The organism is Microbacterium paraoxydans, assembly GCF_900105335.1.
Lineage (GTDB): Bacteria > Actinomycetota > Actinomycetes > Actinomycetales > Microbacteriaceae > Microbacterium > Microbacterium paraoxydans.
This window is the reverse complement of the sequence record NZ_LT629770.1, coordinates 835,571-862,441: the sequence shown is the minus strand read 5'-3', so window position 1 is coordinate 862,441 and position 26,871 is coordinate 835,571. Positions and strand designations below refer to the sequence as shown.

The window sequence follows — 26,871 nt, the reverse complement described above, 5'->3', positions numbered from 1 at the left end:
AGGCCGCGGCCGGTACCGGGTCGCCCGCCGCGCGCCGAGACGGCTGGGGAACGCTGGGCGGCTACAATCGAGCAAGCACGAAGGAGCAGGAGAACCGGTGGCTGAGAAAGTGGCGAAGTCCAGGGCGAAGGCGCAGAAGGCCGACGACACTCCCATGGGACCCACCGGCCGTCCGTACCAGGGCTTCCCGATCCCGGCGCCGCTGAAGTCGCACGGCCCGGCCCGCATCATCGCGCTCTGCAACCAGAAGGGCGGCGTCGGCAAGACGACCACCTCCATCAACCTCGCCGCCGCGCTCGCGGAGTACGGCCGCAAGGTGCTCGCGGTGGACTTCGACCCGCAGGGCGCGCTGTCCGCCGGTCTCGGCATTCAGACGCACGACGTGCCGACGGTCTACGACCTCCTGCTCGACACGAAGCGCGACGCGCACGACGCGATCGTGCACTCGAACGTGCCCGGTCTCGACGTCCTCCCCGCGAACATCGACCTCTCCGCCGCGGAGGTGCACCTCGTGAACGAGGTCGCCCGCGAGACGATCCTCGCCCGCGTGCTGCGCCAGGTGGCGGGGGAGTACGACGTCATCCTCATCGACTGCCAGCCGTCGCTCGGTCTGCTGACCGTGAACGCGCTGACGGCTGCGCACGGCGTCATCATCCCGCTCGAGTGCGAGTTCTTCGCGCTCCGCGGTGTCGCGCTCCTCATCGAGACCATCGACAAGGTCCGCGATCGCCTGAACCCCTCCATCGAGATGGACGGGCTGCTGGCGACCATGTACGACCCTCGCACGCTGCACTCGCGCGAGGTGCTGGAGCGGGTCGTGGAGGCGTTCGGCGACGACGTGCTGGAGACCGTGATCGGCCGCACCGTGAAGTTCCCGGATGCGTCGGTCTCGGGGGTCCCGATCACCGAGTTCGCTCCGGAGCACGCGGCCGCACAGGCATACCTGCGGCTGGCCAGGGAGCTGGTCGCCCGTGGCGCCGTCGCCTGACGAGCTCGGAACCGCTGAGGTCCCGGCATCCGCCGACGCCGTCGACGCGGCGGAGTCTTCGTCAGCCGACGACGCCGCGGGGTTCCGCGTCTCGCTGTCGAACTTCGACGGCCCCTTCGACCTCCTGCTGAACCTCATCTCGAAGCACGAGATGGACATCACCGAGGTGTCGCTGAGCGCCGTCACCAACGAGTTCATCGCGTACCTCGCCGACCTGGAGGACGAGGAGGAGCTGGATCAGGCCTCGGAGTTCCTCGTCGTCGCCGCGACCCTGCTGGACATGAAGGTCGCGGGACTGCTGCCGCAGGGCGAGCTCGTCGACGCCGAGGCCGTCGCCCTGCTCGAAGCGCGCGACCTGCTCTTCGCCCGCCTCCTGCAGTACCGCGCGTTCAAAGAGGTCTCCGCCTGGTTCTCGCGGTGCCTGCAGCGGGAGGACCGCCGTCATGTGCGTGCGGTGCCTCTGGAGGAGAAGCACCGGAAGCAGACGCCCGAGCTCGTCTGGTCGCTCACCCCCGACGACTTCGCGGCGCTGGCGCTTCTGGCCTTCGCGCCGAAGGAGATCCCGCACGTCGGCCTCGACCATCTGCATGCACCCCTGGTCAGCATCCGCGAGCAGGCCGCCATCGTCGTCACGCTGCTGCGCGGCACCGAATCGCTGAGCTTCCGCGAGCTCGTCGCCGGCGTCACCGAGCCGGGTATCGTCGTGGCCCGCTTCATCTCGGTGCTGGAGCTGTACCGGCACGCTGCGCTCTCCTTCGAACAACTGGAACCGCTCGGGGAGCTCACGCTCCGCTGGGCCGCCGACTCCTGGTCGGACGAGACACTCGCGACCCTGGGGGCCGACTATGACCGATGACGTGACCGAGGCAGAGACCGGGCTCCGCGACGAGCCCGACGCCGTGACGGGGTCCGAGCTCCCGCTCAGCGAGCGTGTGGAGGCGATCCTCTTCATCGTCGACGAGCCGATCGGCCTGGTGGCTCTCGCCGCCGCGGTCGGCGCGCCGGTGCCCGCCGTCCGGCAGACGGTCGAGTCGCTGGTCGAGGACTACGACGGTCGAGGCGCGGGTCCGCGGCGCGGCTTCGAGCTGCGGGAGGTCGGCGGTGGATGGCGGCTCTACGTCCGCGAAGACCTCGATCCGGTCGTGGCGGAGTTCGTCGGTGGTCAGGCGCCGGCCCGGCTCTCCCAGGCGGCGCTGGAGACGCTCGCGGTGATCGCGTACAAGCAGCCGGTGACCCGGAGCCAGGTGGCCTCGATCCGCGCGGTCAACGTCGACTCCGTGGTCCGCACCCTCCTCGCGCGGGGGCTGATCACCGAACTGTTCGCCGATTCCGAGACCGGCGCGATCAACTACGGCACGACCGATGCGCTCCTCCAGCATCTCGGCATCAACTCTCTGGATGAGCTTCCGCCGATCTCGCCGCTCCTCGACGACGGCGCCGACGGCTTCGACGAAGGGACGGTCCGATGACCACCGACGCCCACGATTCCGCCGCTCCCGAAGGCGTGCGACTGCAGAAGGTGCTGGCGGCCGCCGGTGTGGCGTCCCGTCGGGTCGTCGAGCAGTACATCGTCGAGGGGCGCATCCGCGTGAACGGCCAGGTGGTGACCGAGCTCGGCCGCCGCATCGACCCGGAGCGGGACCTCGTGGACGTGGACGGCACCGCGGTGCAGCTCGACGTGTCCAAGCGCTACGTGATGCTGAACAAGCCGACGGGTGTGGTCAGCAGCATGCGCGACGAGAGCGGACGCCCGGATCTCCGGCGCTTCACGAAGGACTACGAGGAGCGGCTGTACAACGTCGGGCGTCTGGACGCCGAGACCAGCGGACTGCTGCTGCTCACCAACGACGGCGAGCTCGCGCACGTGCTCGCGCACCCCTCCTTCGGTGTCACCAAGGTCTACATCGCGAAGGTCGAGGGGGCGGTCACGGCGCAGACCATCTCGAAGCTCACGAAGGGCATCGAGCTGGAGGACGGGCCCATCGCCGCCGACAAGGCCCGCCTGCTGGACACGTCGCGCGGCTCGAGCCTCGTCGAGCTCACGCTGCACTCCGGACGCAATCGGATCGTGCGCCGGATGATGGCCGCGGTCGGCCATCCGGTCACGGAACTCGTGCGGAGGCAGTTCGGTCCGCTGCACCTGGGAACCCTCCCGGCCGGTCGGACGCGGGAACTGAGTAAAATCGAACTCGGCGCGCTGCTGACTCTCGCGCGCCGGGAATCCGGTGTCGCCGAGGCGCCAGGCGAGCAGGAGAGCGAATGATCCAGACGACGAGTGCGCCCGCGGCGCGGAAGACCGGTGCCGTGGCGCCGCGTCTGTCCGGCACCGTGCGCATCGTCGGCGCCGGGCTGCTCGGTGCCAGCGTCGGCCACGCCCTCCGTGCGAAGGGCATCGACGTCGTCCTCACCGACGCGTCCCCTGCGCAACTGCGCCTCGCCGTCGACTACGGTGCCGGGCGGCTTCCGCAGGACGACGACGCGCCGGTGCTCATCGTCGTGGCCGTGCCGCCGGACGTGACCGCCGACGTGATCCAGGCCGAGCTCGAGCGGTACCCCGACGCCGTCGTGACCGATGTCGCGAGTGTCAAGCTGGAGCCGTTCCGCACGCTGCGGGAGCGCGGCGTCAACCTCGCCCGCTACATCGGCTCGCACCCGCTCGCCGGTCGGGAGCGCGGCGGGGCGATCTCGGCGAGAGCCGATCTCTTCATCGGGCGGCCGTGGGTCGTGTGCCGCGACGAGGACACCACCGCGCGGGACCTCGCGCTGGTCGAGGCACTGGCCCTCGACGTCGGCGCGATGCCGCTGGAGATGACCCCGGAGGAGCACGACCGCTCCGTCGCCCTCACGTCGCATGTGCCGCAGGTCGTCGCGAGTCTCCTCGCCGGTCGGCTGGCCGGGGCCGAGGAGGGCGCCCTCCGTCTGGCCGGGCAGGGCGTGCGAGACACCACGCGCATCGCCGCGTCCGCTCCCGAACTGTGGGTGCAGATCCTCGGCGCCAACGCCGGTCCCGTCGTCGAGATCCTCGACGCGCTCGCGACCGACCTGAGCGAGGTCGCCGATGCGCTGCGCGCTCCCGCGGCCCCCGGTGCCCGACGCGTGCTCGCGGAGACCATCCGCCAGGGCAACGACGGCGTCGAGCGCCTCCCCGGCAAGCACGGACAGAACCGACGCTTCGAGACACTGGTCGTCATGGTCGACGACACCGCCGGTCAGCTGGGGCGCCTGTTCGGCGAGCTCGGAGAGCTGGGCGTCAACGTCGAGGACCTGCGCCTGGAGCACTCTCCGGGCGCGCAGTTCGGCCTCGCCGAGATCAGTGTCGACCCCGCGGCGCTGCACGGCGCGATCACCGGGCTCCAGGAACGCGGCTGGCGCATCGCAGGGAACACCAATGACTGACACCTCCACCATCTCCGCCACGAAGTTCATCGCCATCGACGGCCCCGCCGGGTCCGGCAAGTCGAGCGTCTCCAAGGCGATCGCGCGTCGCGAGGGCTTCGGCTACCTCGACACCGGGTCGGCCTACCGGGCCCTCGCCTGGCATGTGCTCGATCGCGGTGCAGACACCGACGACGCCGAGGCCGTGCGCGCCGCGGCCGCCGACTTCCCCGTCCGTCTCGGTCTCGACCCCGACGACCGCACGGTGCGCGTCGGCGACGTCGACGTGACGGAGGCGATCCGCGAACCGCGTGTGTCCGGTGCCGTGAGCGGCGTCGCCCGCGTGCCGGAGGTGCGCACCCAGGTCAACGAGCTCTTCCGGGCGCTGGTCGCCGAGGCGCCGTACCCGGCCGTCGTCGTCGAAGGACGCGACATCACGACCGTCGTGGCACCGGATGCGCCCGTGCGCATCCTGCTGACCGCGGCGCCCGAGGTGCGGGCCGCACGCCGCGCGGGCGAGCTCGCCGGCGAGAACGCCGCCGCCGTCGCGGACGCGCTGCACAAGCGCGACGCCTCCGACAGTGCCGTCGTCGACTTCCTCAACGCCGCGGAAGGCGTGGAGGTCGTCGACTCGACCGCACTCGATTTCCCCCAGACCATCGACGCCGTCCTCTCGGTGATCGAACGACTCCGAGGAGCAGACCGTGGCTGACGACGAATACGAAGGCGGTCCCGACCAGCTCGCCGAGAAGCTCGAGCAGATCGATGACCAGCTGGCCGAGCAGCGCGCGGAGACCCTGCGCGCCGGCCTGGCCGACTACGAGCTCGACGACGAGGACGCCGCGCTCCTCGCCGGCGTGGCGCTGGGCGAGGACGGCATCGAGTTCCTGCCTGCGCTGCCCGTGGTGGCGATCGTCGGGCGGCCGAACGTGGGCAAGTCCGCGCTCGTGAACCGGATCCTGGGGCGTCGCGAGGCCGTCGTGGAGGACACCCCCGGCGTCACCCGCGACCGCGTCACGTATAAGGCCGAGTGGAACGACCGCCGCTTCACGGTCGTCGACACCGGCGGCTGGGAGCCCGACGCCCGCGGCATCGACCGTTCGGTCGCGGCTCAGGCCGAGGTCGCGATCGACCTCTCCGATGTCGTGCTGTTCGTCGTGGATGCCATGGTGGGCGCCACGTCGACCGACGAGCACGTCGTGAAGCTGCTGCGCAAGAGCGGCAAGCCGGTCTTCCTCGTCGCCAACAAGATCGACGACGCTCGTCAGGAGCCGGAGGCCGCCGCCCTGTGGAACCTGGGTCTCGGGGAGCCGCACCCGGTCTCCGCGATCCACGGTCGTGGTGTCGCCGACCTCCTCGACGCCGTGCTGAAGAAGCTGCCCGAGATCTCCGCGGTGGCGAAGCAGGAGATCGGCGGTCCGCGCCGCGTCGCGATCCTGGGGCGCCCGAACGTCGGCAAGTCCTCGCTGCTGAACAAGGCCGCGGGCGAGGAGCGCGTCGTCGTCAACGACCTCGCCGGCACCACTCGCGACCCCGTGGACGAGGTCGTGGAGCTGGGCGGCAAGATGTGGCGCCTCGTCGACACGGCCGGTATCCGTCGCCGCGTGCACATGGCGCAGGGCGCCGACTTCTACGCGTCGCTGCGCACGTCCGCCGCGCTGGAGAAGGCAGAGGTCGCGATCGTCGTCCTCGACGTGTCGGAGTCGATCAGCGAGCAGGACGTACGGATCATCGACATCGTGCTCGAGTCGGGTCGCGCGCTCGTCCTGGCGTTCAACAAGTGGGATCGCCTCAACGACGACGACCTGGAGAACGCCGACCGCCGCCGTTACCTGGAGCGCGAGATCGAGCAGGACCTCGCCCACGTGGCCTGGGCCCCGCGGGTGAACATCTCGGCGAAGACCGGTCGTCACCTCGACAAGCTCGTCCCCGCGCTCGAGATGGCGCTGGAGAACTGGGACCGCCGCATCCCGACAGGCAAGTTCAACGCGTTCCTCGCCGAACTCGTCGCCGAGCACCCGCATCCGGTGCGCGGCGGGAAGCAGCCGCGCATCCTCTTCGGGACGCAGGCCTCGACCCGTCCGCCGACGTTCGTGCTGTTCACGACCGGCTTCCTCGACCCGGGCTACCGCCGGTTCATCCAGCGCCGCCTGCGCGAGCTCTACCCGTTCGAGGGCACGCCGATCGTCATCAACATGCGCGTGCGGGAGCGTCGCCAGCGCTGACTCGTTGCCGCGCATGTCGCGGCGGTCGCGCCGGAGCCCCGATGCTGTGAAAAGCTGAGGGGGTGACTGTCGTACCTCCCGCCGCCGGTGAACCGCGTCGCCCCGAGGGGCCTCGCGATCCCGGCGATGCCTGGGTGGTCGCCGACACCGGTGAGCGGTACTGGGGGCGCTTCGGTGCAGCCGGCCTCCTCGCCGTCGACCCGGAGCGCGGCATCCTGCTGCAGCATCGGGTCGCGTGGAGCCACTTCGGCGGCACCTGGGGCCTTCCCGGCGGCGCGCTGCACGAGGGAGAAGCGGCCATCGTGGGCGCCGTGCGGGAGGCGCAGGAGGAGGCGGGAGTGCCGGATGGTGCGGTGCGGCCGCGCTTCACGAGCGTGCTCGACCTCGGCATCTGGTCGTACACCACCGTCGTCGCCGATGTGCGCACGCCGTTCGACCCCGTGATCAGCGACCCGGAGAGCGTCGCGCTGTCGTGGGTACCCGTCGAGGACGTGGACGCGCTGCCCCTGCATCCCGGCTTCGGTGCGGCGTGGCCGATGCTGCGGGCTCAGCTCTCGGCGCATCCGGTGGTCGTGGTGGACGCCGCCAACGTCGTGGGCTCGGTCCCGGACGGCTGGTGGAAGGATCGTGCGGGAGCCGCCGCACGACTGCGCGACCGTCTGACCGGGCTGTCGGTGCCCGCGGACGACCTCGGGCTCGCGGGGGACGCCTGGTTCCCGGAGGTCTCGCTCGTCGTGGAAGGTCGCGCGCGGGACATCGCGGAGGCCGCTGCGGCGGGATCACCCGCGGACGCCGCGGCCGCAGAAGCCGGAGTCGCGAGCTCGGCCCTGGGCGTCGTGCGTGCCGAAGGCGCTGGTGACGATGCGATCGTCGCCGAGGTCCAACGCCGGGTCGCGAGCGCGTCGCCGGTTCTCGCGGTGACCAGTGACCGCGAGCTGCAGTCCCGCGTTGAGGCCGCCGGGGCGCAGGTGCGCTCGAGCGGCTGGCTCCTCCGTCTTCTCGACGCCTAGCGCGAGACGCGGGCGCCTCGCTCCGCGGATCCAGGTACTCATACAGCGGCGTGGCATGGCATGGTCTGAGGTCGCGCGGATCGACGTGGTCTGAGGTGGCGCGGCACGACGTGGTCTGACGCGGCGCAGATCGACATGGTCTGAGGTGGCGCTAATCGACGTGCCTGCGTCACCGCGCGCGAATGACCCGCCGCCGAGATGATCCGCGAGCTCAGACGAAGGCGACCCGACGTGGGGCGTGATCGGTATGGACGGCGCCGAGGGGACTTCGCCATTCGAGAACCCCACCGGGTCGCTGTCGTACCGTCCAGCGCTGAGGCTCCGGGATATCGGGGTGTTTCAGCACGTGGTGTCCGCGGCAGAGGTGCGCGAGGTTGTCGACGCGGGTCGGGCCGCCCTTCGCGTGATCCCAGGTGTGGTCGACGTCGCAGCGGTGTACCGGCTGGCGACACCCCGGGAACCGGCAGTGCTGATCGCGGGCCCGAAGCAACCGGCGCATGCTCTCGGTCGGGCTGTAGGCGTCCGTTTCGATGACCTGCCCGTGCGGATCGAGGAACAACCGCGTCCAGCCCCCGTCGCGACCGGCCAGAGCTCGCGCGATGTCCGGGTGCAGAGCGCCGTGTCCGTCCAGTTCGGCCGGACGGTCGTCGAGTCCCGCGAGGGTCGTTGCCGCCACGGTCACCTGCAGGCGGCCGCGCACGCCGGCGAGGCCCTCGCCCTCGACGGCGCTCGGATCGGCGGTCAGGAGCAGATCGGTCAGCAGGTCGGCCTGTACCTGGCTCCAGGTGCGGGTGTCTGTGGGGGCCGATTCCTCCTCGGGGTCGAGGGCGAAGGTGCCGCCATCGACGCTGGAGATCGTGGCGTCCGACCGAGGAGCGCCGCACGACTGATCCGTCGCGATGTTCTGACCAGTCAGCAGATCGTCGTGCGTCGGAGTCAGGGGAGGCGTCGCTCCGCCCGCATCGCGGGCCTGGATCACCGTGCGGGTGAGCTGATTCAGTCGGTCGGCGATCGCCACCGCCGCCCATTCCGGGAGGACCGCCGTCAGGACCGCGAGGCCGTCGTCGACCGATCGCACCGTGACGCAGCGCTCGTCCGCGGCGCGGCGGTGTCGTTCCGTGATCGTCTCGCCGACAAGCGCGGAGGCGACGCGGCGGGCATGCACCCGCGTGCGCGCCGCGGTCTCGGCTTCGGCGACGACGAGCACCGCCGTCTCGAACAGCGCCATCGTCTCGGGCGCGACGACGCGGTTGCGGATGGCCTCGGCCACGACGGCGCTCGCCCGCGCGATCTCCCGCACGTGCCCGGAGCTCAGAGACCCCGTGTGGAAGGCCTCTCGCACGCGGGGGAGCGCGGTGCTCAGGGCGAGAGCGTCGGCGAACGCGAACTCCATGGTGCCGGTGGAAAGATGCGCCGCTGTCGCGAACTCGGCGACCATCGAGCGGTGGATGGCATCGCGGTGGTGCGGGGCCGCGGCCACGTCTTCATCATGGAAAGCGATCTGCGCCATCAGCAGCTCCGCAGCCTCTGCCTCCAGCGCTGCGATGCGTCGGCGGGTCTCCGTCCAGGCGTCTCGCACGCGCCTCCGCTCCTCCAGATCGAGGGGTGCGGTCGGCGGGTTCGTCATACCTCGATTTTAGAACGTATGTTCGAATCCCGGAAGGGCTCAGTCGTGTTGTATATCGCCTCGTCCGCGGAGACGGTCGATGTCCCGACGCTCCCGCTTCGTCGGTCGTCCGGCGCCGCGGTCCCGGACGCCGAGGGCTGCCTGCGGCTCGCGTTCCGGCGTTCGATCTTCGTAGGCGAGGGCGGCCAGCGGCGCTCCGACGCGCTTGAGGAGGATCTGGCGCACGATCAGGATCCGGTCGAAACCCGCGATGCGGATCCGGAGCTCGTCGCCCACGCGGACCGCCTGTGCAGCCTTCGCTTTGTCGCCGTTGACGCGCACATGCCCCGCACGGCATGCGGTGGTCGCCGCCGACCGGGTCTTGTAGACGCGCACCGCCCAGAGCCAGCTGTCCACCCGCGCGCTGTCGACCATCAGGCGGCCCTCCGCTGCAGGGAGACCAGGGCACCGGCGATGATCAGGCCCTGGCCGAGCGTGTAGGTGAGCATCACGGCGGGGCTGCTCCAGGCCGGAAGGGCATCCGGAAGGAAGAGCCGGAAAGCGAGGATCGTGTCGCTCGCCAGGAAGAACGCGCCGCCCGTCGCGACCAGCGGATGGCATCGTGCGGCGAACGCGGCGGTGCCCGCGAGAAGCAGACCATACAGGGCGACGCCGATGAGGAGCGGGCCCGTGTGCGGGCCGAGGACGAGGATCATCGCGAGCCACCAGACGGCATAGATCGCCGTCCACCACGGCAGCCGGCGACGCGCCAGGTGGCGGGCGAAGAGGACGATGTAGGCGATGTGCGCGAGACCGAAGAAGCCCAGCATGAGCGGAAGCTCGGGTGCCGCGGGGAACAGCGCGCCCGCGCCGTCACCCAGCCAGGAGAAGAGCAGGGCGACGAGGAGGAGGGCCACCGTCACGGGTGGGTGGATCCGTCGCGCCGCCACCAGGACCGGTACCGCGAGCAGTGGCATCAGCAGCAGCTTCGTCGGAGCCGCGAGATCGTGGCCGAGCGCCAGAAGCACGACGTGCAAGGCGGAGAGAACGGCGTAGGGGACGAACGCCCACACGATCGCGGGAGGAAGGGTGCGGCGCTGCATCCCTCCATCGTATGACCGGAGGGGCATGTCGTCCCGAAGGCGGTCGATCGGACCGGCCCGACTCAGGACTCGACGGTGACCGTGGCCACGGTGCCCTCGACATCGAGGTGCACGGCCGGCCAGTAGCCCTCCGGGAAGTGCTCGCCGCAGGAGTCCGTGAAGTGGAGGACGACGGTGCCGTCACTGGAGGCCTCGATGGTCTCGAGGTCCAGGTCGTCCGCCGCCTCGTCGAGCTCGGTGAGGTCGGGGTCTCCGGTGCTGAACGTTGTCACCACAGCGTCCGAGGCGACGCGGCGGAGGCCCGGGAGGGCGGCGACGACCGTACGCAGCCGGGGGAGCAGCGGAGCGACCTCGTCCGGCGACGCGCCCTCGACCATCAGCTCGTAGGTGCTGCCGTCGACCTCGACGCTGCCGACGAACCAGTCGTGGGTGAGGGCGGAGCCGTCGTCGAGCTCGGAGGTCGCCCGATGGAGCGGTCCGAGGTCGGGATCGTCGAGGGAGGAGTTCGCGTCGCTCATGCCTTCACGCTATCGGTCCCGTTCGGTGTGATATCCAGGGCGACGAGCACGCGCCCCGGCTTCATCACCGCCTTCTCCGTGAAGCCCGCGCGCAGGAACGTCCCGAGCGTGCCGTGGTACAGATCGTTCGCGCGCTGCTTCTCGCCACGGGTGTCGACGGGATACCCCTCGATGAGGCGGGCGCCCGACTCTCGCGCGAAGGCGATCGCGGCGTCGAGCAGCTCGGCGTAGAGCCCGGTGCCCCGATGCTCCCTGCGGACGACGAAGCAGGTGACCGCCCACACGGATTCGTCGTCGAACGGCTCGGTGCTCGATGCGGCGATCATGCGGGTGCGGGGGATCCGGGCCTGACGGGTGCGCGGGCCGATGCGGATCCAGCCTGCGGCCTCGCCGTCGACGTACGCGACCAGCCCCGGAGGGGGACCCTCGTCGATCTCGGCGCGGAACATCTCGGTGCGCTGAGGCGTGGTCGTCTGATTCCAGTCCTTGTTCGGCAGCACCGGCCAGATGCACTGGCAGCTCGCCCCGTCACCGCCGCCGGTGAGCGCGTGTTGCACGTCATCCCAGCGGGCGGTCGTCGCCAGCGCGGTCGTGATCGTCGACATGCAGGCGACGGTACAAGCAGCTTCCGACACCCCGCAACGCCTCGGTTCGCGAGAGGGCCTCCGGTGCGGCTAAGATAGGGGAGTTGCCTGCGCGAGAGTGCAGAACAACGGGCTGTGGCGCAGCTTGGTAGCGCACTTGACTGGGGGTCAAGGGGTCGCAGGTTCAAATCCTGTCAGCCCGACCATTGGGCTGTTGGCAATACTGATTGCAGAACAGCGAGAGAAAAGGGAAGGGCACCTGCTTCGAGCAGGTGCCCTTCCCTTTTCTGCGTCTGTGAGATCGGTTCAGGTTTAGATGGTCGAGTCGGAACGATGCTGGGGGGCGAAAACACGAACGCGCCCGGTTTTCGGGCGCGTTCGATTGTCCTGGTGTGGCATGGAGCGTGCCGGGTGTGCCGCCGGCGGGCGTCGTCAGTGAACAGAGCCGTTCAGGTGCGCATTGGTGTCAGCGCGAGCTGGTCCTGTTGGTCAGGCGGCGCGGTCCTCGAAGAGGACGTTCGACTGCCCCTTGGGATGACCAGGTCGCCGTTGCCCGTGGTCTTCGTGTACCGGTTCGCCCATACGCGGTCGCGGCGGCGGAGGATGTATACCCGCGGGGTCGTGCGGGCTCGTTCGATTTCTTTGTCGCTGAGGAACGCGGCGATCTTGCGCAGGTTGTGGTTGACGATGAGGAGAGTGACCAGGATCTGTGCGGCGGCGATGCCGCGGACGCGGCGGCGACCGGCAGTCTCGATGTCTTCGTCACCGGATGCTTTCAGTTGTTCGTTTCCGGACTCGACGGTGTTGCGGGCGTGGTCGTGGAAGGTCTCCCACTCTTCGCTGCCGTAGTCGAATGCCTGCTGGGGCGCTTGCATCTCGGTGAGGTCGAATGCGGCCGAATGCTGCTTGCAGATGGTGTCAAGAAACTCGTCCTCGAGAGTTTCAGGCTCGACCTCCGGGCGAGCCTTCTTCGCTGCGGACAGCATCATTTCGCGCAGGGGGCAGGTAACCGTCGGGCTCGGCCCGAGTGAGGGGCAGCGCAGCATCACCTTCCCATCGGGAGTCTTCGCCTTCTGCTTCACGTGGAGTCGGTAGGCCTTGCGCTCCTCCAGCCGTGCACGGTAGGTCTCGGCGTCGATCTTCTTAGCGAGGAAGTTCTTGGTTGCCTCGAGCAGAGGCTTCGGCGTGTTCGGGCAGTAGACGTCGCCTTCAACGAACAGCCCGCCGTGCTGGCCGCCCTTTACTCCGACGCGGTCGGAGCGGTAGTCCGTGGACGGCGTGAAGCCGGTCTGCAGGGCCGGCTTCAGGAGCCGGAACGGCTTGGCGTTGGCCCAGTACTGCTTGTCGGCGTCGGCGATGCCGGGCGGGAGGTCAAGGCTCGCTGCGGCTTCGAGGAGCAGTGCGGCTTCTTCGGCGACCTCCATGTTCGGGATGCTGAGCGACGCTGCGACCACGAGACTCGGGAATCGCTTTGATCCGGGCTGCTCCGCGTCGACGCGGACGGCCAGGTTCGCCACCCATCCCCAGTCGTAGTCCGCCCACTCTCCGCGGCCCGGAGCGGTCTGGTCGACCTCGCCCTTCTGGTTGTCAACTCGTTCGGCCTTGCCGCTCTTCACGTGCCATCCGGCGAATGCATCGACGGGGCCCGGGCTCATCTGGCCGAGGTCCGCGGTCTGTTCGGCCCTGACCTTGCTCGCGAGGTTCTTCCGGCTGTAGCCCTTGGTCGTGGGGGTGCCGATGTAGGTCTGGTCAAAGGAAACGTCCATCTGTTTCGTCGCGCGACGGATAGCTCGGGGCTGCTGCATAAAGGACATGCGGATGAACAGGCGGGTGTATTCGTCCAGACGCGCCTTGTACTTCTCCGCGCGCTCGGCGTCATGGTTCCGCAGGATCTCTTGAATCTCGGTGTAGGTCTTGGCCGTGTAGAGCTCCTGGGGATACGGATCCATCAGCTTCTTCATCCGGTGGAACGCGCGGATGGTGTTCGTGTACCAGCGCTTCGTCGTTGGGACATGGGTGGCGAAGCTCACCGGCGACTCCGGGAGGTCGAGGAGTTCGCAGGACTTCGTTGAGAGCCGGTGTTGCAGCACGTGAGCGGCACGTCGGATGTGCAGCGGAGCGCCTTCATGAGCGAGAAGCAGGAGCGCCACCAGGAGGGCACGGATCGAGATCATAGCGGGCCGGCCGCCCATGCCCTCTGAGTTGGAGTCTTCAGCTGCCCAACGTTCGAACTGCTCGAGGATCCCGGACTGGAGCACGCGTGCTTCGGTGCGTGCAACCACATCATCGTCGAAGCGTTGGAGGGTGCGGCCACGGCCGAGGATCTCGCGCTCGGTGATGCCGCAGCCGTCGGTGCCGTCGAAGGCGCGGTAGTAGTCGATGTCGGTGGAGGTCATCGCGCGACCTCCGCCCCAACGAGCTGGGCGGTGAAGTCTCTGACGTCGACCTCGTTCGCGTGCTCGTAGTACCGGACGAGGGTCGTGTAGCGGTCGAAGCCGGCGACATCACGGAGCACGGGCAGCGGCACGTTGTTGTTGATGTGGTGCAGCAGCCATGCCGCACGGAGGGCCGCTGGGGTGGGCCGGACGGGCGCGGGGTGGTCGGTGAGGAAGGACTGGATGATGCGCGGCGGATATTCGGCGATCCATGGCCCGCGGAAGACGCGCTCGCCAGCGTCGATGCGGCCCTCGACGCTACGCAGCAGCACACGCGCCCAGGCATGGCGCACAGGGACTCGGCGAGCTCGCTTGCCGGTGATGTTGACGAAGACGACGTCGCCTTCGCGGTGGATGTCGGCGACACGGACGTTGACGATCTCGGCTGCCGTGAGCCCTGCACCGCCGGCGAGCCCGAGGAGGGCCTGAGCGTTCTGTCGCTTTTTCACGGTGGTGAGCGAGTTCGCCCAACTGTGCATCGACGCGATCTGCTTTGTCGTGAACGGCGAGCGGACCTTGCCGTTCGGGGCCGGGATGGCGATGAGGTCGGCGTCGGCGAGCTCGCGACCGATCTTTACGAGCTGGCGGGACACGCCCCACCGGTGTCCCTCGGATCGGTGCCTGTGGACGGTCTCGAGGAAGCGGTCGATGTTGCTCTGCGTGTATACGCGACGGATGGTCAGCTCGGTGCCGCTCCGCGACCACACCCACATGTGGAACGGCGCGGACATCGTCATCAGTCGGCGGGCCACGTCGAATGAGTGCGGCAGCATGGCCGCCGCCGTCTCGACCGTGAAGAATCGCGTGGCCGCCCACGCGCCAGTCATCTTCGCGCTGTTCGGCCGGTACTTGACGATGATGGGCGCCGCTAGTTCGGGTAGCTGCGGGTGAGCGGCGAGCAGTTCTGCAGTCTCGGCGACAATGTCGTTGAGTCGGTGGTTCGGGTTCATGGCCACCGTGTACGCGGCTGCTTGAAAGAGTGCGTTTGCGGCGTGTCGCACCTTCCACAGCACGGTGCACCGGCCTAGACCTGCGGGTGCGGGAAGTCCAGCTTCCGGGGTGGGAGTGATGCCGGTGACGGGAGGAACTGCCGGATCCTGTCCAGCGCCGCGAGGTGCTCGAGCCCGGAGATGCGGAGAAGATCCCGCGGCGGGGTTCCGGCATGCAAGTGGGTAAGCAGCCAGGTGGTTCGCATGCGAGCCGGCCGAACGTCTAGCTCCGTTGTATGTCCGCGATGCAGAAAGTCAGTGACCTGCGCCGACCGGACACCGGTGCGTCCGACACGGAACACCCACTGGTCGTCGCCCAGTTCTCCCATCGCTGCGCGTAGTCCGGGTTGCCACGCAGGGAGCACCGGGACGAGCCGTGGTCGCCCCGACCACACCAGGATATGAACATCGTCTCCACGCACGTCGATGTCCCCGCTGCGTACGGACAGCAGCTCCCGGGTCGCGAGACCTGCTCCGAACCCCATCGCAAGGAGGGCAGCCGCGTCACGACGACGCACAGCCGACCCCTGGGCGCCGGCCCAGCTTCGGAGGGCGGCGATCTCGGCTGCCGCGTATGGCGGCGTGGGATCGGACCGAGGGATAGGGAAGCGAACCTCCGATGGCGGCGTCACGGCATCGACCATGGTGAGGAGGGTGGATCGATAGGTGGCCCTGCTACCGCGTGTGAAGGCCGCCATTCCACGGTGAACGTACTCTTCGACCACTTGACGACGAAACATCCGTGTCACGTCGAGATCCATGCCTCTGGTTTGCCACGCCCACAACACGAACGCCGTCGCGACTGGATACAGCGGACGCGCCTCCCGCCCCGTCCGACGTGCCGTCTTCACTACGGCGGCCGTCACCACCGGCTCGAGCGTCATCCAGTACCGCACGGCCTTCTTCGGCACGAAGGGTCCAATGCCCGCTTCGCCTCCATCGCCCGTGTCGGTCATCGTCAGACTGCTCTTACTGCGGCAGTGGTGTTCTTGATACCTGGTTGATGTTCAACACCGTGCCGGACGTGCGGCGAGTGAACAAGACTCCAGGAACATTTCGGTCAATGAGGAGCATCATCGGAGCTCCGACCCGGCACGTCGCGACGGCGACCAACACAGCGGACTCGGAATCGAGCATCGCCCGGTGCCCTGTGCGCCCCTCCACCGTGCGAGTTACCCGTCGTTCATCCATGTCGAGGCGAAAGGCGACACCGTCCTCCGTGGCGACGACGAAGACGCCGTCCATGTCATCGAGCAGGCGGTCCTGCGGCTCGCGGTCGATCTGCACGATGGCGCCTCCCTTCGGGTGCCAGCAACCCTACGAAGCCATCGACGGGAACTCCGCCGACTCAGCGACACTGCCGCGTCTACCCGGCGCGGTCTGACAGCAAGGGCACACCGCGCATAGGTGCATGGGGCGAGCCGTCTCGCCCATGAAAGGACCCTGTGCGCGCGTCGACCCCCGCAGAACTCCACGCCGAAGCCGAACGACTACGACAGGCAGAGATGCCCGGCGATCCCGTGGCCGACCGGTTCGCGGCGGCAGTGACCCTGGTCCTCGACGGCCAGGACGTAGCCCAGCGCCGCACCGCGAACTGGATCAGCTCACTCCACGCGTATGAAGATCACTGGCGAGACCTCGGCCGCGCGCCCCGCGAAAACACTCGCGCCAGGGAAACCCTCACGGATGAAGAACGCCACCTCGGCGAGTGGGCTCGATACCAGCGTCGCTTCGAAGGCGGCCTCAATGCCTACCAGCGTGCTCGACTCGACGTCTCACCCGCGTTCGAGTGGGACCCCCTGGACCGCGTGTGGAACGAAAGGTTCGAAGCATGCGAACGATTCGTCACTGCACACCGCAAGCTCCCTCGACTACATGCGGCAGATCGAACGGAGTTCCTGCTCGCACGCTGGCTCGGCCGCCAACTGCTGAGACTGCGAAGCGGCCGCCTCGAGAGCAATCGCTCTCACCAGCTGCACCGACTCCTCCGAGAAGCACGGCGAACATAGCCTTCGTCCTGCGATGGGCTGCTCTTGCACTGGAGAGTTCGTCAGAACCTTCACGCCCAGGCATTCATCCGTCTCCACAGAGACTCGTAAGGGAGGATTGCTGGTTCCTCGAATGCGTGCTCGACGCTGCTCGAACCTTGCCGCTCCCGCCCTCCCGCTGAAGCAACACGAGATGGCCTCTCACCCAGCGATGCCGTAGAGCGGGGAGGGTGGATGCGGCGGGAGCCGTGGCGCAGGCTTATACAGTCGCGATGTATAAGGCTGACCAAAGCGGTTGGCACAGCGACAGACATACCTGCGGCCGTCCGTCGAGTGAAACAGCGCCGATGCTGTTCGCGTGGCGACTGCGGCTAGCTGCATGCTCGCAGCTAGCCCGCGCAGGGTCTCACCTGAAGGGAGGGGCTTCTCCTCGGTCAAGGCTCATCGTGGCGGGTTCGAGTGTGGCGCCGGCGGACCTCTTCGAGTATCTCCTCGAGACTGCGGACACCGTTGACGTAGTCCTCGGCATCACGGAGGGCACGAGGTGTCGGCTTGAGTCCGTCCAAGACGCCCGAGTGCAGGGCTTCTGCGGCGCCGTTGATTCGCTGCGCACGAGTGAGGCGGGGAGCTTGGCCGTTCGCCAGTCCGCGGAGGACGGCGAGACTCGGCGTTGCCATCCGAAGGTTCTGCATGTCGAGGATCCCGAGGTTCCACTCGTTGCCGTCGCGTCCGAGGCTAGCAACCCGCCGTCCATCATCGGTCTGTCCGCCTCCTGCGACATGCATGTGCCCGTGAATGAGCAGCTCAGGGCGCACAGCGTCCCACACCTGGCTGACCCGCGCACGTGACGCCACGGACGCCTCCAGTGCCGCCTTAGTGAACCAATGCGGATTCGTCCGCAGGAGTTTCTGGACCGGGCGTACCGGGGTGTTTGCCGGAGACTCGTGAGTGAGCATCAGGTCAGCGGGACCGCCGGCGATGCCTGCCGCGACGTGTTCGTCGGTGATGGCCTCATCAGGCCACCAGGTCAGCCCTTCCTGGCGAGACACACGGTCGACGGATGACGCGCCTCCGAGCGACAAGACGGATCGCCCGCCGATGGTGAGGCGCGCCGGTCGGGGGAGCAACCAGGTGATGTCCGAGACCCGAACCGCTTCTCCGGGGTGCTGGTCGAGAAGTGGAGTGATCTTGTCCCACGGTTCATGGTTCCCGTTCGTGACGTAGATGGCGGTGATGTTCGTCTCCGCGAAAGCTTCGTCGACCTCGGTCGGCGGCATCCACCAGTCGCCGAGCTGCAAGATGGTCGTCACATCCGGTGCGAGGTAGGGGAGTGCCCTCGCCAGCATCCGAAGCCAACCAATGTTTCCGTGGACATCCCCCAAGACCGCGACTCGCTGGTCAGGCAAGCTGATCTCAGTTGCGTGTTCTAGAGCGTGCATCGTGGGCCCCCATCGAAATGGCTACGCGATGCATCTCGCTCGCGTGACGGTGATGGTCAGCCTCACATCCAGCGAGGCGTGCGCACAGACCCGCCGCTCGATCTGTCGTTGGATCGGCGAATCGCGGACAGTGTCGACAAGTCTGGATCGCGCGCGTCATTCTCCATCGCCGAGAATCTTGAAGTGCATGTTTCGGCGATGCCTGCGCACGGCACCAGGTCGCACGCCAACGCGGTGGACCGCGGACGGACGATCAGACCTTCGAAGCTGACGTCTTCGGCGAGGCGTTGATGATCACAACCTCCATGGTCTCTGGCTTGTTCAGCCCGAGGTCTAGGATCGCTTCCTCAGTCTTCTCAATTTCCTTCGCCGAGTAAGCGACGACGACGAAGACTGCCGAGTCGGTGTCGTTCGCCTTCTTGTAGACGTCGACCTGGTTCTTCATATTGCGCTTCAGGGAGCTACTCTTTGCGAGCTTGAACTCGATGAGGCTCTTGTCGAGCCCCTCGGAGATCTTGAAGTCGACCGCGCCGCTGCCGTTGTTGACCTCCCGATTGACGTCAAACCGGGACTTCTGGAGCAGGAGACCGAAGAACAGCTGGACGTCCGACTCACTCGACAGGGCCTTGTTGCCGCCTTTGTTGAGCAGACGCCACCCACCCTTGTCCTCGACGTAGTGCTTGAACGTCTCCACTGCTTGGCGAGCCTCCTGCGTCGAGGTCCAGGACCTCTCGTAGAAGTCTGTCTTTCTAGCGATGTCGTGGGCGGTCCGCTGCACCTGGTCGCGCAGGAGCGCCTGCGTGTCGTCGACCTTCGCGCGGCTATTAGAGACGGCCGCGTCGCCAGTATCTTCCTTTAGCTTGATATAGCAGTCCACGAGGTCGGGGAAGTAGCGTAGCGCGAGCAAACGTGCTTCCCGCTGCTCCTTCTCCGAGGACTCCTTGGTCAGCCGTTGCCCGAGGTAGTTGTTCACGTCCGCTCGGAGCTGGGCGTTCTCCACGGCCTCAAGCACTGCGTCGAACGAGCGCTCCATGTCGGACCGGTTGATCCAGGTGTCATCCTTGGTGAGGAGGTCGACCGGGGTCAGGATGACGAAGTCGCCGTCCGTGTATGGAAGCTCGTATGACTGGGAGGCCCAGGTCTGAGTGTTGTAGTTGAACTTGGCGCGCGCGACCGGGACTGTCTTCCGGTGTTCCTCAGCAAGGTGCTTCACCGCAAAGTCGCTCGTGTATCGCAGCAAGTAATGCTTGATCAGGTTCGTCGTGAGGTCGGAGATCGTGTCCCTGCCGACACCGTTACTGATCAGTGCGAGCTTCTCCATGTGACTGGAGTCGGTGATGGGTTCACTGCCGATGTTCTTGAGGAGCCCGCTGAGCGCACTGTGCAGGGCGACCGCGAACTTCTTCCCGAGACCGTGCCCGGCGTTGCCGTCGACCGTGAACCCAAGCCAGTTCTGCCGCACCTCACTGAACGTGTACCAGCTCTTGATACGGCCCGCGGTCAATGGCTCGTGTGCGTGGTCTCGCAGAAATCGGAGGTAGTCGACGATCTGCTCGTGCAGCGCTCGGTATTCGTCCTTATCGCTGTTGAAGAGCAGGAACGGGTCGATGAAAACCGGGAGATCGGTGACCACGGAGATATCGAACGCCCCCCATTCCTCGAGCACCTGCGGGGCGACATTGAAGCGGTCGCTGAAGTAGATGCCCGCGGGGTCAGCGGTCCATGGCGTCAACGGGCTAACCACGTTCGACCAACCGCTTCTGTGCGCGGTCGTAGATGTAGTCCGTGATCTCGCCGGACATGATCATGGCGACGGCTTGGTTGATCACATCGCGAGGTGCGATGAACCATTCGGAGGGGTCGTAGTCACGGCCGTTCCGGTCGATCTGCGTTAGGTCGAGTCGCACATCGGCAAAGACGCGGTGCAGTAGCGCCTCCAGTCCTGATGCCTTGAGGTTGTACACCCTGTAGTCGGCGACGATCTTGACCGGGGCCATGAGGTACGTCGGAGACTCCGACGCTCCCTTCACGCGCTGCTCGACGCTTGTGGTCGAGAAGCCGATCTTGTGCAAGTCGTTGATGTTCGCGATGAGCGGGTCGGTGCTCATCGACTGCAACACGTAGATGTGTCCGCTCTCGATGTCGGCGTCCAGGATGTCACTTGCATCGTGCCCGGTTCGAGCCAGCACCTGTCCCTGCGTCTCGTACATGCGGGTCTGGAGGCTCTTGTCGTACATTGCGGACTCTGTGCCGTTCTCGAAGACCAATCGCAGGCGCTGCTTCTTGCGCGATTCGCCTCCGATAAACAGATCTACCTTCTCGCCCACATCCGCGACGAAGCACATCACTCCATTCAGGACGAAGAACACACCTTCCTTGATCAGGTGCATCCCGGTGAACGGGCGGAGCTCGAAGGTGCCATCTGCCAGCTCGGCGTGCTTCGCTTTGAACAGCGGCTCGAACTGCTCGAAGTCTTTCGCTTTCACACGCTGCGCAACGGACTCGGCCGACTCTGGACGCTTGACCACGGGCAGGTCCGACACGTCGAGGATCCCGGACTCGTCGCCCAGTAGCTCGTCGAGGTCGTCGCTCTCCAGCAGATCGTCAATGGACGTCGGTGCTGCGGGAGCTTCCAGCAGGCCGAATTCGTCCAGGTGCTTCACCGCCTCTGCCTTGGCGTCGTTGGCGAGGAAGCCGTCCAGGCGTGCCCCTAGCTTGCGTTCGGCGATCTCACGGGTATGGGGGTTGGGTAGTCGCCCCTCGGTTCGCCGGAACTCGACGATCTCCAGGAAGGCTCGTTCGAGGCGGTCCGACGAGGTGAGCTTCTTCGGCTTCTCTGGCGCGGTGAGCAGCTCGTCGTCGAGGATGTCGTCGAGGCTCAGCGGCGCCTCGGGCTCGAAGGGTTCGTTCTCGCTCATTCGACCACCGTCTCCGTCGCGGCCTTCTCTGCCTTGCGCCGTGCCGCGAGCTTCTGCAGGAACAATAGGGCCGCGGCCAGCCGCTTCTCTGCGGGGTCCTCGGAGCGGATGTCCGGGTTCTTGCCGTGGACTTGCTTCCACGTCTTGATCTTCGGGAACAGGGACAGCGCCTCCTCTTCGGAGAACTCGATCTTCGTGGACGTAATTGTGTCTTGGATCAGGCGCAGCACCGAGGGTGTGACCGACTTGGACAGCACCTCGAACGCTCGTTGAAATGGGTTCACCGCGTCGATGAGGTTGATGTTCAGCTCGTCGATGTTCACGAACTTCTCGGCCATCTTGATGAAGCGTTTGTCGCCGACCTCACGCACCTCGCCGTTCTTGATCACCGAGTCCACGACAACCTGCTGGCGCACTTCTTCGACCTGCTCTTCGGTAAGGTCTGGGTACTTCTCCCGGATGATCTTCGGGATCAGCACCATATTGGTCGTCTCGGCGTCGACCGAGCCGGCCGCCGCCCGGGCAAAGGTGTCGTCCTGAAGAATCGTTGCCTTCAGGTCGTTCAGGTCCGTCGCGACAATCTGCTTCACGCGGTCGCTGGACGGCTCCTTGAAGCCCTTGATCTTCAGCTCGCCCGTCTTCGCCGGTGCATCGTCGTCGAACTTCTTCGTCTTGAAATTGAAGTTCGGCGCGAGAACCTGCTCCATGAGCAGCGACGCCGTAATCGCCTTGAGCATGTTGTTCACCGAGACCTTGACCTCGCCCTGCGAGGCATCTGGCTCGGCTATGAGGTTCGTGAACTGCGCATGGGACTTATTGGGACTGTCGCGGGTCACGCGCCCGATGATCTGGATGACCTCGGTGAGAGAGGCCCGGTAGCCGACAGTTAGCGCGTGCTCTGCGAAGGGCCAGTCGAAGCCTTCCTTCGCCATGCCCAGCGCGATGATGATGTCGACGCCGCCGCGGTCCTTCGACGCGGTATGGGAGAGATAGTGAAGAGTGTCGCCGCGCTTCTTCTGGTCGGTGTCGTCGACAAGATCCGCGACTCGGACGATCTCATCGGTGTCCCGGCGGCGAACGCTGATGATTCCTGTATCCGGGTCTGTCGACTCGACGCGGCCAATGGCGTCGATGATGCGTCCGACTTCTTCGATCTTGTCCTTCGTGGACTCTCCGGAGTTCACGCTCGGAATGTGCACGATGGTCTTCTTGTCGAGGTCCAGCACTTCGTGGATCGCGTCGGTGTACCGGCCTTGGTAGAAGTGATGCCCGATCCCGAGGGATCGCAGGTGCGCGTAGCCGTTGAGCTGGTCGTAGTAGTTGAAGGTGACAGGCGTAAACTTCGCCTCGTCCTCGGGCGCTAGCACTGGCACGGAGTCTCCGCGGAAGTAGGATCCGGTCATCGCGACAATGTGCACGTCGGAGCCGTTCATGACATCACGCAGAAGCGCGCCCAGGCGCGACGTCTCCGTGTCAGCCGAGACATGGTGGAACTCATCAATCGCCAGCACCGTGCCGTTGAACGACTCCGGGGCCACCTTTTCGAAAGCGAATCGCAGCGTCGCGTGCGTGCACACGAGGACCGCGTCAGGCCCCTCCAGGAACTCGATGAACTCGCCAACCTTGCCCGCCGATGAGCCCGGGTCGCACAGGTTGTGCTTGTCCTTGACCTCCCAGTCGGCCCAGAAGCCCTGCGTCGTCAGGCTCGTTGAGGCGAACGAGGCTCCAATGGAGCGCTCAGGCACTGCAACGATGACCTTTTTGCGGCCCTGGTTGTACAGCTTGTCGAGCGCCACGAACATCAGCGCGCGGGACTTGCCCGATGCCGGCGGAGCCTTCACCAGAAGGTGCTGGGCGTCGCGCTGCTCGAAGACGCGCTGCTGCATCTCGCGCATGCCGAGCTCGTCGGTGTTCACCGATGCCCTCGTCTGCGCATACGTAACGTCGACGATGTTTACCGGCTTGTTGATCCCGTTCACTCCGCTGTCCTCCGGGTCCTCTTCGCCGGCGTTTTTGCTGTGTCATTGGCTGTCATGCGCTCGTACAACGCGAACAGGTCCGACAACCGCTGTTCGTCGGTTTCGTACGGTGTCTTCGAGTAGATCGAGTCCACCAATGCGTCGACCGCCGCATGGGCCTCACGCAAGTCATGTGGCATCTTGCCCGGGTCGTAGAGCTCAGCGAGCGTCCGCTCACAGTGGTACTCGCGGACGTCGAGCACGCGGAGTGCGGCCTCAGTCAACCTCTCCTTCATCACCTCGGTCAGCGGTGGCACAGGGAAGTTGTTGTAGACGATGGTGTTCGAGTAACGGAAATCTGTCTTCATTTTTCCGCCCACTGCCCGGGCCCAGGTCATATGCACGCGTGAAGTCAGGATCGCGAAGAGCCACGGCTGAGCATCGTAGATAGCGTATGCAAGATTGGAGACTACGGTTTCAGGTCCGAGGTAACCGACCGGAATGTACTCTCGCCGTTCTGATGAAACGCTTGGCACGATGATCGCATCGGTGGGCTTGAACGCTCTCTGCTTGAAACGATGTGGTCGATCTGCGAAGTCGACCGTGCTTTGCGCCTTGCTCTTACGCCGCCAGGATGCCAGCCGGTCAAGCCGTTCGGCGATTGGGCCAATCTCTCGGGCAAGACTCACATCACGGTCCGGAATCCAGAGACAGTAACGCTCTGTGTCATTGATATAGTCAGCGGCGCCGACGTAGCGTTTGAGGAACTTCAGGGCACCTGGTTCGGCGGCCACAAGTCCTCGCTTCTCGGCCGGGTCGAGAACCAGGTAGCCGCCATCAGTTGGCTTGGATCCGAATACCATCGGCGGAAGTGCGGGGGAGATCGGCTTCATCTGCCGTCCAGCGATAATGTTCGGCGCGTCCGCCAGATATCCGTTGATGTTTTGCGCCGCGATCTCGAGTCCGGCGGTGAAGATATACCTCGGCGCATCGGATCTATTCCGCAACCCGATCACTGACACTGTGACACCGGCATTGTGTTTGGCGTTGTTCTCCCATTTGAAAGACGTGTATGCGAAGCCGATCTCGATGTTCATATCGAAAATCATGGGGAACATCAAGCTGACATGCTCACCTTGTGCGACAGAATTTGTCGTGACGAAAGCCAGCTGTGCCTGGGAACCCGCGATGTAGTCCGCACCCTTGATGAACCAAATTGCGATGTAATCGAGATTCTTGGAGAATGGCCGTCGGCCAAAGGCCGCGAAGAACTCGCTCTTCTGCTCCTTGGTCTGCATGCTCGAGCCGACATACGGCGGGTTCCCGATCAGATAAATCTCTGTCTCGCCGCTGTTTGGGCAGACCTCATTCCAGTCCATGCGCGTCGCATTGCCAGGCTTAATCTGTCCGGTCTCTTTGAGTGGGATTAGGGGGATCTCGACCCGAAACTTCTCGCGGAACTCCCGGTTCATCTGGTGCTTCGCAATCCAGAGCGACAGGATCGCGACCTCCACCGCGAAGTCATCGATCTCGATGCCGTAGAAGTTCTCGATGCTTATTTTCGAGTCAGCCCAGAGCACCTGATGCGACGAGCTCAGCTCGGCGAGGCGCTCGAGGATCGCGTGCTCGAGCTTGCGGAGCTCCTTATAAGCGATGACGAGAAAGTTGCCTGAGCCGCAGGCGGGGTCGAAAATCTTGATCGCCGCGATCCGGTCCAGCAAGCGTACAAGTCGACGCTCACTATTCTGCGCGTCGTTGAGTTCAGCTTTCAAAGCGTTCAGGAACAACGGCTCGATTGTCTTGAGGATGTTCGGTACTGAGGTGTAATGCTGCCCCAGGTCGCTGCGTTTGCCGGGCGTGACGATGGCTTGGAACATCGAGCCGAAGATGTCGGGGTTGATGTCGCGCCAGATGAGCGTGCCCGAGGCGATAAGTTCCTCGCGTGCTTGTTTTGTGAAGCGGGGCACTGTTTGGTCGTCGGTGACGGTGAATAGGCGACCGTTTACGTAGGGGAATTCGGCGAGGTGTGTTGGCTTGTCGGCGGGGTCGGCCGTGTCTAGCGCCTTGAAGAGGTCGGTGAGGAACTCTGCCATGTCTGAGCCGTCGGGCTGCGTCTGCGATCCGATTGCGTTCGTGAACTGGTTGTCGGCGAAGATGCCGGTGTCTTCGGCGAAGAAGCAGAACAGGAGGCGTGTGAAGAAGATGTTGAGTGAGTGTCGACCTTGCTCGTCGTCGAAGATCCCGGGGTTAGCGTTAAGCAGTTCGTCGAAGAGCTTGCCCATGCGCTCGGCGGCCTTGACGTCAGCGTGGGACTCTGCGACGTACTGTGCCTTCTCCATGCCGGCCCAGGGCAGGAAGAAAGTGAAGTGCTGGTCGATCTCGCGGATCGGGAACCCGATGGTCTCGTTCGTCTTGCTGTCATGCGCGACCACGTCGACGTAATCGGTGACGATGACGAACCGCGTGCTGAAGCGCACGACGGCCGGCGACGCTTTGAGTTCCTCGAGGACCGTCAGCGGGTCGCCGTTCGTCTCCTTGAAGTACACGACGTTCTTCTGTGCGACCTCGGTTGCCGGGTCGAGGGCAACGTTCAGCGAGCCGTTGCGCAGCCTTGTAACGTTGCCCTGCGGCTTCCCATAGGCGAGAAGCAGATCAAGAATGAACTCCCTGTCGTACGTCTCTCTGCCGGCCAAAGGAGCGACGCGCTCCTCAACTGCCTTGAGGCTGAGCCTCGCCATATAGATCTCCTACCCTCACATGTGCAGCGCCGAAGAGAACGGCAAGTCAGAGCGCGGTTTGACTCCTCAACGAGGCAACGCGATACATCGGACTTCATCCTATCGGCGAGCTATGACACGTCCGGTCTGAGTCGGCCCTGCTAGCTGAGGCTCGGGGTCAGGAGCTCACATACCCCCAACGGCACATCCGCAGACCGATAAGATCAGGCCGTGCCTCAGCAACGCGCTCGTCCTAGAAGGCCGCTGCGTCGATGACGGTGGCGGACTTCTGCACGCACGAGTGGTCGTGGGAGTGCGAATGTGAATGTGAGCATTGGTGCTGGCACTCGCACGAGTGGGAATGCCGGCAGTATGAGTGCGACTGCGAGAGCGTCGAGGACGCCGTCGATGACTCGTCAGGAGCGGGCGAAGCGGACCTCAGGCTGAGAGACCTGGCGGCTATCGCCGCCATTGGGGGTCTCGCGTACGGCACTGCACGACTGTTCCAGAAGCGGCGCGACGCCAAAGGTGAAGCCGCAGATCAATTTGCCCAAGATTCCGACGCAGAGAGCCCTGGGACAGTCGTTGACGCAACGCCGACCATGCCCTCCCCGGGCTGGTATAACGACGGCGAGAGTGTCGGGCTGCGTTGGTGGAACGGCGCCGCATGGACTGAGCATCGCCAGGCTCCGCCTGCAATTCCTGCAGGGTGGTACGACGACCGGGCCGGGTTCGTCCGGTGGTGGGACGGAACAGGTTGGACGGGTCACGTCGCACCTAAGTCCTGAGAGGTGCTCGGTCCTATGGCGCGTCCGTGCCCCACATGCCGGCGTACTCGTCGGCCACGGACTCCCAGGCGACTCGCGCCGCGTTGGTTATGTCCGGCAGCGGTGAGGAGGGTGTCGCACGGATAACGAAGTCGTGAGAGATAGGTCGGCGCGCGTGGTCTTCCCTTCCTTCCGGATCCGGGAAGCGAATCGCCAGCACATCACCAACTCGTCTCATGACCGTGCGTTGC

At 65.9% G+C, this 26,871-nt stretch carries 23 protein-coding genes and 1 tRNA gene; 10 read left to right on the top strand and 14 right to left on the bottom strand.

The annotated features are described in order from the left end of the window. The first annotated feature begins 154 nt into the window (after window positions 1-154). From BLU02_RS04340 to BLU02_RS04305, 8 genes are all read left to right on the top strand, one after another. Window positions 155-988: a ParA family protein gene (locus BLU02_RS04340; RefSeq protein WP_164498181.1), complete on the top strand. Its 834-nt coding sequence runs from the start codon at window positions 155-157 to the stop codon at window positions 986-988. Further along, on the top strand, window positions 972-1,844 hold the full coding sequence (locus BLU02_RS04335) for a segregation and condensation protein A (protein WP_060921097.1): 873 nt from the start codon (window positions 972-974) through the stop codon (window positions 1,842-1,844). Before BLU02_RS04340 ends, BLU02_RS04335 begins: the two co-directional genes overlap by 17 nt. Then, complete coding sequence (gene scpB / locus BLU02_RS04330; RefSeq protein ID WP_060921098.1) at window positions 1,834-2,457, top strand: SMC-Scp complex subunit ScpB; 624 nt, start codon at window positions 1,834-1,836, stop codon at window positions 2,455-2,457. The genes BLU02_RS04335 and scpB overlap by 11 nt, the downstream gene beginning before the upstream one ends. After that, on the top strand, window positions 2,454-3,251 hold the full coding sequence (locus BLU02_RS04325; protein WP_060921099.1) for a pseudouridine synthase: 798 nt from the start codon (window positions 2,454-2,456) through the stop codon (window positions 3,249-3,251). The genes scpB and BLU02_RS04325 overlap by 4 nt, the downstream gene beginning before the upstream one ends. After that, window positions 3,248-4,384 (top strand): prephenate dehydrogenase, encoded by a 1,137-nt coding sequence (locus BLU02_RS04320; RefSeq protein WP_060921100.1) that lies wholly within the window; start codon window positions 3,248-3,250, stop codon window positions 4,382-4,384. Before BLU02_RS04325 ends, BLU02_RS04320 begins: the two co-directional genes overlap by 4 nt. Further along, window positions 4,377-5,075, top strand: a complete 699-nt coding sequence (cmk, locus tag BLU02_RS04315; protein ID WP_060921101.1) for a (d)CMP kinase — start codon at window positions 4,377-4,379, stop codon at window positions 5,073-5,075. The genes BLU02_RS04320 and cmk overlap by 8 nt, the downstream gene beginning before the upstream one ends. Then, window positions 5,068-6,588, top strand: a complete 1,521-nt coding sequence (gene der, locus BLU02_RS04310) for a ribosome biogenesis GTPase Der (RefSeq protein ID WP_060921102.1) — start codon at window positions 5,068-5,070, stop codon at window positions 6,586-6,588. Before cmk ends, der begins: the two co-directional genes overlap by 8 nt. A 62-nt stretch (window positions 6,589-6,650) precedes the next feature. Further along, entirely contained in the window at window positions 6,651-7,598 is a 948-nt protein-coding gene (locus BLU02_RS04305) for an NUDIX domain-containing protein (RefSeq protein WP_060921103.1), read from the top strand. A gap of 211 nt (window positions 7,599-7,809) precedes the next feature. Here the strand turns inward: BLU02_RS04305 and BLU02_RS04300 are convergent, their stop codons facing one another. The 5 genes from BLU02_RS04300 to BLU02_RS04280 all read right to left on the bottom strand — a co-directional run bounded on the left by BLU02_RS04300 (window position 7,810) and on the right by BLU02_RS04280 (window position 11,430). Next, window positions 7,810-9,225 carry an HNH endonuclease signature motif containing protein gene (locus tag BLU02_RS04300; protein ID WP_060921104.1) on the bottom strand — a complete coding sequence of 472 codons (1,416 nt, stop codon included), beginning with the start codon at window positions 9,223-9,225 and terminating at the stop codon, window positions 7,810-7,812. 39 nt (window positions 9,226-9,264) lie between these two features. Then, window positions 9,265-9,639 (bottom strand): RNA-binding S4 domain-containing protein, encoded by a 375-nt coding sequence (locus BLU02_RS04295; RefSeq protein ID WP_060921105.1) that lies wholly within the window; start codon window positions 9,637-9,639, stop codon window positions 9,265-9,267. Next, entirely contained in the window at window positions 9,639-10,307 is a 669-nt protein-coding gene (locus BLU02_RS04290; protein WP_060921106.1) for a lysoplasmalogenase family protein, read from the bottom strand. The genes BLU02_RS04295 and BLU02_RS04290 overlap by 1 nt, the downstream gene beginning before the upstream one ends. Before the next feature lie 62 nt (window positions 10,308-10,369). Further along, window positions 10,370-10,825 (bottom strand): hypothetical protein, encoded by a 456-nt coding sequence (locus BLU02_RS04285; protein WP_060921107.1) that lies wholly within the window; start codon window positions 10,823-10,825, stop codon window positions 10,370-10,372. Continuing rightward, window positions 10,822-11,430 carry a GNAT family N-acetyltransferase gene (locus BLU02_RS04280; protein WP_060921108.1) on the bottom strand — a complete coding sequence of 203 codons (609 nt, stop codon included), beginning with the start codon at window positions 11,428-11,430 and terminating at the stop codon, window positions 10,822-10,824. The genes BLU02_RS04285 and BLU02_RS04280 overlap by 4 nt, the downstream gene beginning before the upstream one ends. Before the next feature lie 108 nt (window positions 11,431-11,538). Between BLU02_RS04280 and BLU02_RS04275 the strand changes: the two genes are divergently transcribed. Continuing rightward, window positions 11,539-11,615, top strand: a tRNA-Pro gene (locus tag BLU02_RS04275). Between the two features lie 243 nt (window positions 11,616-11,858). Here BLU02_RS04275 and BLU02_RS04270 read toward each other — a convergent pair. The 9 genes from BLU02_RS04270 to BLU02_RS04230 all read right to left on the bottom strand — a co-directional run bounded on the left by BLU02_RS04270 (window position 11,859) and on the right by BLU02_RS04230 (window position 25,874). Then, on the bottom strand, window positions 11,859-13,805 hold the full coding sequence (locus BLU02_RS04270) for a hypothetical protein (protein ID WP_060921109.1): 1,947 nt from the start codon (window positions 13,803-13,805) through the stop codon (window positions 11,859-11,861). Then, window positions 13,802-14,794 (bottom strand): tyrosine-type recombinase/integrase, encoded by a 993-nt coding sequence (locus tag BLU02_RS04265; protein ID WP_060921110.1) that lies wholly within the window; start codon window positions 14,792-14,794, stop codon window positions 13,802-13,804. The genes BLU02_RS04270 and BLU02_RS04265 overlap by 4 nt, the downstream gene beginning before the upstream one ends. 74 nt (window positions 14,795-14,868) lie before the next feature. Further along, window positions 14,869-15,789, bottom strand: coding sequence for a site-specific integrase (locus BLU02_RS04260; protein ID WP_157547008.1), 921 nt, complete (start codon window positions 15,787-15,789; stop codon window positions 14,869-14,871). Window positions 15,790-15,802: 13 nt separating this feature from the next. After that, on the bottom strand, window positions 15,803-16,120 hold the full coding sequence (locus tag BLU02_RS04255) for a hypothetical protein (protein WP_060921112.1): 318 nt from the start codon (window positions 16,118-16,120) through the stop codon (window positions 15,803-15,805). A 1,135-nt stretch (window positions 16,121-17,255) separates the two neighbouring features. Next, a complete protein-coding gene (locus BLU02_RS04250; RefSeq protein WP_060921113.1) occupies window positions 17,256-18,260 on the bottom strand; it encodes a metallophosphoesterase in 1,005 nt (334 codons plus the stop codon). Between the two features lie 253 nt (window positions 18,261-18,513). Then, a complete protein-coding gene (locus tag BLU02_RS04245) occupies window positions 18,514-19,992 on the bottom strand; it encodes a DUF8370 family protein (protein ID WP_231919637.1) in 1,479 nt (492 codons plus the stop codon). Between the two features lie 4 nt (window positions 19,993-19,996). Beyond that, window positions 19,997-21,178 (bottom strand): GIY-YIG nuclease family protein, encoded by a 1,182-nt coding sequence (locus BLU02_RS04240; RefSeq protein ID WP_060921114.1) that lies wholly within the window; start codon window positions 21,176-21,178, stop codon window positions 19,997-19,999. Beyond that, entirely contained in the window at window positions 21,175-23,157 is a 1,983-nt protein-coding gene (locus tag BLU02_RS04235; protein ID WP_060921115.1) for a DEAD/DEAH box helicase, read from the bottom strand. The genes BLU02_RS04240 and BLU02_RS04235 overlap by 4 nt, the downstream gene beginning before the upstream one ends. Then, window positions 23,154-25,874: a DNA methyltransferase gene (locus BLU02_RS04230; RefSeq protein ID WP_060921116.1), complete on the bottom strand. Its 2,721-nt coding sequence runs from the start codon at window positions 25,872-25,874 to the stop codon at window positions 23,154-23,156. The genes BLU02_RS04235 and BLU02_RS04230 overlap by 4 nt, the downstream gene beginning before the upstream one ends. Before the next feature lie 251 nt (window positions 25,875-26,125). Here BLU02_RS04230 and BLU02_RS17915 point away from each other — a divergent pair, with 251 nt between their 5' ends. Then, a complete protein-coding gene (locus BLU02_RS17915) occupies window positions 26,126-26,641 on the top strand; it encodes a DUF2510 domain-containing protein (protein WP_082749923.1) in 516 nt (171 codons plus the stop codon). The last annotated feature ends 230 nt before the right edge of the window (window positions 26,642-26,871 follow it).